1 protein-coding gene is annotated in these 7,386 nt (G+C 42.3%); it reads left to right on the top strand.

Annotated features, from left to right (window positions below; all coding sequences use genetic code 11):
* The coding region (locus F6K54_RS31630) for a tandem-95 repeat protein (RefSeq protein WP_293086813.1) at positions 1-7,386 on the top strand (7,386 nt) is incomplete at both ends.

A 7,386-nucleotide genomic window follows, 5' to 3' on the forward strand; every position in this document is an offset into this window, starting at 1 on the left:
TCAACTACGACATTTACGAAGCTAATGAAGCAGGTACTTTTTACCTTGGCATTAGCGGTAATGGTAACTGGAGTTACGACCCCAACATAGAAGGAAGTGGTTCTGGTTCCGCTACAGGTAACTATGGGTTAACTATTGAAACTATTGGTCGGAAGATGGGAGGTACTGGAACTATAGCACCTCAACTTTACTTTAGTTCAGACTCTCCTGATGGAGACTTGTACACTCTCAATAGAACCACAGGTAATGCAACTCCTATTAGCACTAATCCTAATTTCATAGGGATAAGGACCCGTGGCCTAGCTCCCAGCGACTCTTCAGGTCTCCTCTATGGCAGCGACAACGGCTTATTCAAAATTAATGCTAATGGTACCGTTGTTAATCAAATTGGTAATAACTTTTTTAATTATGACGGACTAGCATACGATGCCTCCAGAAACACTCTCTATGGAATAAATGGCAGTAGTTTCTATAGCATCAACCCCAATACAGGAGAAGAATTTAACCTTAGCTCCCCTTTCAGCTCTCTAGAGGGATTAGCCTTTGGTAACGGAGGAGTATATGGGTTAGGTTCCAGTCAAGATTTGATGTTCTATGACCCCAATGCTAACAATTGGTCTACTATTGGAGATACGGGAATCTCATCATGGAATAATGTAGGATTAGCTTTTGATACAGAGAAAAATGTATTGTATGCTAAACGAGATGGCGATACTTTACTTTACGAAATAGATGCTTCAACGGCACAAACTCAGAGTATTGGAGATACAGAAGTAATATACGGTGGTGGTTTAGCATTAGTTGATCGGGTCTCTAAAGGTAAATTGTACTTTACCTCAGATTATTCTGGAGATTCTTTGTACACTCTGAATACAACCACAGGTAATGCTACTCCTGTTAGCAGTAATAGTAATTTAATAGGGATGCGTGGTTTAGCTCCGAGCGAATCCTCAAGTTTCCTCTATGGTGGTAGTAACGAGTTATTCAAAATCAATGCTGATGGTAGTGTTGCCAATCAAATTGGTGAGAACTTTTTGAATTATGACGGACTAGCATACGATGCCTCCAGAGATATTCTCTATGGAACAGATGGCGGTGGTTTCTATAGCATCAACCCCAATACAGGAGAAGAATTTTACCTTACTTCCTCTAATGTAAACGGATTAGCCTTTGGTAACGGAGGAGTATATGGTTTAGGATCCAGTCAAGATTTGATGTTCTACGACCCCAATGCTGATAGTTGGTTTACTATTGGAGATACGGGAATCTCATCATGGACTAATGTAGGATTAGCCTTTGATGCAGCGAAAAATGTATTGTATGCTAAACGAGATGGCGACACTTTACTTTACGAGATAGATGCTTCAACAGCAGAAGTGACAGTAATTGGCGATACTGGAATAGAATATGGTGGGGGTTTGGCATTTGTTAATGAAGACTTTTTTGAAGAAGTAAATGATACCAGGGAACGAGCAACTCAGACCGGACTTACCCATGATAACCACGGTATTTTCAGCTATGTTGGTGAAATAGGCGATAATACTAATCTGCGACGAGAAGATGATGTAGATTTGTTTGAAATACACTTAGATCTGGGAGAAACAGTCCGTTTACCAGACAGGGTAGAAATAATAGATGAAGAAGGTTATTCTGTGGGAGATGCAGAAGTGCAACTGTTTGATGCTACAGGAAATATACCTTTGACTTTATCGCCAGAACTACCTGGTTATAATTCTTTTGCTGTTATTGAAGAAAACCAAGTCGGTACTTTCTATGTAGGTATTAGCGGTACTGGAAATACAAATTACGACCTAAATGTAGAAGGTAGTGGTTCTGGTTCTGTAGCAGGTAGCTACGGTATAACTATTGAAACTATCGGTCGTGAAATGGGCAAAATTGAGAGTAACCGCTTGTTTGCATTCAAGGATGACGGTTCTGATGAAATAGTTGAGTTAAACCCTGAAACAGGAGCGGAAATTAATAGTTTCTCACCCCCCGAAACATTTTCATTTTCATCAGGAAATCAAGGTTTAGCTTTTGACGGCGACAGTTTATTCTTGGTTGGGCAAAATAACAGTAATTTTAATACCGAACTATGGGAACTAGACGCAGATACAGGAGCAGTCAGGGATAACGACTCCATCTTTGATTCAGGTAGTTTTGAGGGTTTAGCAGTTCTGTCAGGAAAGGTTTATATATTAGACTCTTCGGACAGGGATATTCTCGAGTTCGATCCTGTAATAGATCAAATTACTAATACCTTAGATATTGATGGAATTAATAACTTGTTCTCAATGTCGCTAGATGGAGGACTAGCAGGAATTACAGGACCTAATGCTTTACTAGCAACTACAACTGATGGATTTTCAGGAGAACTTTTAGTAGAAATAAATCCGACAACAGGTTTAATTACCAATTCTTTTCCTATCCCTGATACTAATGGAGTTGCTGTTGTTGATAACGAGATTTATGTAAGCGATAACAGTTCATTTCCTCCTAGTATAGCAATACTTAACCGTGCTGGTACATTCCAACGGAGTATTGACTTAAATTATCCTATCTCAGGACTAGCAGGTGACGATATAGGTTCGATTCTTTTTGAAGAACCAAACGATACTCTAACACGAGCAACTTACACCGGACTCACCCTAACCAACCCAGGTACATACACATATTCTGGTGAAATTGGTGATAACACAAATCTGTTGCAACCAGATGATGTAGATTTATTTAAGTTTGACTTGGATGCAGGAGAGACAGTTCGTTTACCAGCAACTATAGAGTTGTTAGATGAAAACGGCAATCCTATGTTCGCTAATGCTGAGGTACAACTGTTTGATTCGACAGGAAGTTCTATATCATTATCTCCCGATCCAGACCCTAACTATGTTTTCTATGAAGCACTGGAAATAGGTACGTTCTACGTTGGTATTAGTGGTAATGGCAATACGAATTACAATCCCAATATTGAAGGTAGTGGTTCTGGTTTTATAGCAGGCAACTATGACTTAACTATTGAAACTACAGGTTCTCGAACTGGGGACGAACCCAACGATACTTTAGTTGAAGCGACAGATACAGGTTTAACCCTAAGCAACCCAGGCATCTACACCTTCAGTGGAGAAATAGGAGATAACACAAATATTCTGCAAGATGAAGATGTAGACCTGTTTAAATTTGACCTGGATATCGGCGAAACCGTCAACTTTAACTTGCCAGAATTTTTGGATGAAAATAACTTCCCCGTTGGTATAGCAACAGTGCGACTATTTGACTCCAATGGTTCTGATATCGGTTGGGAGACAGGAATAGACCCAGGAACAGGTACATTCTACACTCCCATAGCAGGGACATTCTATTTGGGTATTAGTGCTGATGGCAATAGCTTTTACGACCCGAACACAGAAGGTAGCGGTTCTGGTCCGTTTTTCGATACTTTCGGTAGTTACGATTTAACTATTGAAACCATCGGTCGGACAATGGGTGATGAGGAACCCAACGACACCATAACGGAAGCAACAGATACAGGTTTAACTGTGACCAACCCAGGCATCTACACCTTCAATGGAGAAATAGGAGATAACACAAATATTCTGCAAGGAGAAGATGTAGACCTGTTTAAATTTGACCTGGATATCGGCGAAACCGTCAACTTTAACTTGCCAGAATTTTTGGATGAAGACAACTTCCCCATCAGTCCAGCAACAGTGCGACTATTTGACTCCAATGGTTCTGATATCGGTTGGGAGACAGGAATTGACCCTGGTACAGGTACTTTCTTCACTCCCATAGCAGGGACATTCTATTTGGGTATTAGTGCTGATGGCAATAACTTTTACGACCCGAACACAGAAGGTAGCGGTTCTGGTCCGTTCTTCGGTACTTTCGGTAGTTACGATTTAACTATTGAAACCATCGGTCGGACAATGGGAGATGAGGAACCAAACGATACTTTAGTTGAAGCAACAGATACAGGTTTAACTGTGACCAACCCAGGGACCTACACCTTCAGCGGAGAAATAGGAGATAACAGCAATATTCTTCAAGGAGAAGATGTAGACCTGTTTAAATTTGACCTGGATATCGGCGAAACCGTCAACTTTAACTTGCCCGAATTTTTGGATGAAAATAACTTCCCCGTTGGTATAGCGACAGTGCGACTGTTTGATTCTACTGGTTTTGACATGGGATGGGAACCAGGAATTGACCCTGGTACAGGTACTTTCTTCACTCCCATAGCAGGGACATTCTATTTGGGTATTAGTGCTGATGGCAATAGCTTTTACGACCCGAACACAGAAGGTAGCGGTTCTGGTCCGTTCTTCGGTACTTTCGGTAGTTACGATTTAACTATTGAAACCATCGGTCGGACAATGGGAGATGAGGAACCCAACGATACTTTAGTTGAAGCAACAGATACAGGTTTAACTGTGACCAACCCAGGGACCTACACCTTCAATGGAGAAATAGGAGATAACACCAATATTCTTCAAGGAGAAGATGTAGACCTGTTTAAATTTGACCTGGATATCGGCGAAACCGTCAACTTTAACTTGCCAGAATTTTTGGATGAAGATAACTTCCCCGTTGGTCAAGCGACAGTGCGACTATTTGACTCCAATGGTTCTGATATCGGTTGGGAGACAGGAATAGACCCTGGTACAGGTACATTCTCCACAGAGTTAGCAGGGACATTCTATTTGGGAATTAGTGCTGATGGCAATAGCTCTTACGACCCCAACACAGAAGGCAGCGATTTTGGTCCGTTCTTCGGTACTTTCGGTAGTTATGATTTAACGATTGAAACTGTGGGTCGGACTTTGGGAGATGATGAAACTAACGATATACTAGCTGAAGCAGTAGATACAGGATTAAATTTAACCAACCCAGGAATATTCAACTATTTAGGAGAAATAGGAGACAATACTAACCTATTACCAGAAAATGATGTAGATTTATTCAAGTTTGAGCTGGATATTGGGGAACAGGTAAAATTCTCTGAGAATATTGACCTGTTAGATGAAAATGGCAATCCCATTGCTCCAGGTCGAGTGCAGCTATTTAATGCTGATGGTATGCCATTGTTTGGAGAGTCAGACCCAGATGGTTCTGGTTTTGACAGAATTTACCGTGCTGAATTTGAACCGGAAACTCTATATATTGGTGTGAGTGGTTCAATGACAAGTTATGACCCTAGTACTGATTCTGTGGGTGATGGTGGGATGCCTAATGAAGTAGGTAGTTATGATTTAACGATTGAAACTAACGACCCTCCCACATTAGATTTAGACGGTAACGACAGCAGTGGAGCCACAGGTAACGACTACACAACAACCTTCATAGAAGGAGGAAGTGCAGTTGCCATAGGAGATAACGGTGATCTTGTGATTACAGACGTAGACGACACAAATATAGAGTCAGCCACAATCACATTAACCAACCGACCAGACGGAGGTACAGTAGAAAGCTTATCAGTCAACGGCACACTACCAACTGGAATAACAGCAAGTAGCTATGATAGTGCCACAGGAACAATCACACTCACAGGCAGTGCCTCAATAGCAGATTATCAGACGGCTATAGCTCAAATCGAATATAATAACACTTCAACAAATCCCAACACCAACGCTCGTAGCGTGACAGTAGTGGTAAATGATGGGGATAGTGATAGCAACACAGCTACAACAACAATTAATATCATAGCCACCAACAGCGCTCCTGTAGCCAATAGCAGCACCATCACTGTAGATGAAGCAAGTCAAGATACAGGATTAGGACTAACAGCTCCCACGGACGCAGATGGAGACACCCTGACCATCACTGTCACCGGACTGCCCACATTAGGTCAAGTTACCAAAGCTGACGGTACAGTAGTTAATAATGGGGACACATTAATATCAGAGGAATTACAAGGACTCCTCTACGATGCTCCTGCTGACTACAACGGTACAGACGACCCTGGAGATTTCACCTATAATGTCGGCGATGGTACAGAAACCGTATCAGGAAGCACAGACATAACTATAACCACAGTCAACGACCCACCTGTAGCTGAAAACGACAGCGCTAGTACCAACAGAGGAGAAGCAGTCACCTTCAGCATTACCAGCAATGACTCAGATACAGACGACACCCTAGAGCTAACTACAGTAGACCTAGACCCTAGTACACCTGAACGAGACACTAGCATAACTGTACCAGGAGAAGGAAGCTATACAGTTGATGATGCTGGGAATGTTACCTTTACCCCTGAAGCTGGTTTCACTGGTGTTACTACTCCCATTACATACACTATTCAAAATAACTTGGGAGCGGTTTCCAACGAAGCCAATATTTCTATAGAAGTCACTGAGATAGGAAATCTAGAAAACGATAGTACTTCCACACCCCCCAACACCCCAGTCACATTCAACATCAGCGACAACGATGAAAATGTAGACATCGCCACCATAGACCTAGACCCTGAGACCCCAGGAATACAGAAAAACATCACAGTACCAGGAGAAGGAACATTTAGCGTAGATGATGACGGGAACCTCACCTTTACCCCAGTAGATGGTTTTGAAGGAGAAGCATCCATTCCTTATGCTGCTGAGGACAATGATGGCAACCCCTTAGAACCAGCAGACATTTCTGTAACTGTTGAACCCATACCAGAATTAACAGATGACACAGCAAACACAGCTCCCAACACCCCAGTCACATTCAGTCTCAGCGACAACGATGAAAATGTAGACATCGCTACCATTGACCTAGATCCTGAAACCCCAGGAATACAAAAAACAATCACAGTCCCTGGAGAAGGTACATTTGCCGTAGATGATGACGGGAACGTTACCTTTACTCCAGTAGATGGTTTTGAAGGAGAAGCATCTATTCCTTATGCTGCCGATGACAACCAAGGCAACCCCTTAGAACCAGCGGATATTTCTGTAACTGTGGAACCCATACCAGAATTAACAGATGACACAGCAACCACAGCTCCCAACACCCCAGTCACGTTCAGCATCAGCGACAACGATGAAAATGTAGACATCGCTACCATAGATCTAGACCCTGAAACCCCAGGAATCCAGAAAAACATCACAGTTCCAGGAGAAGGAACATTTAGCGTAGACGATGATGGCAACGTAACCTTTACCCCAGTAGATGGTTTTGAAGGAGAAGCATCTATTCCTTATGCTGCCGATGACAACCAAGGCAACCCCTTAGAACCAGCGGATATTTCTGTAACTGTGGAACCCATACCAGAATTAACAGATGACACAGCAACCACAGCTCCCAACACCCCAGTCACGTTCAGCATCAGCGACAACGATGAAAATGTAGACATCGCTACCATAGATCTAGACCCTGAAACCCCAGGAATCCAGAAAAACATCACAG

Source organism: Okeania sp. SIO3B5 (assembly GCF_010692555.1).
GTDB lineage: Bacteria > Cyanobacteriota > Cyanobacteriia > Cyanobacteriales > Microcoleaceae > Okeania.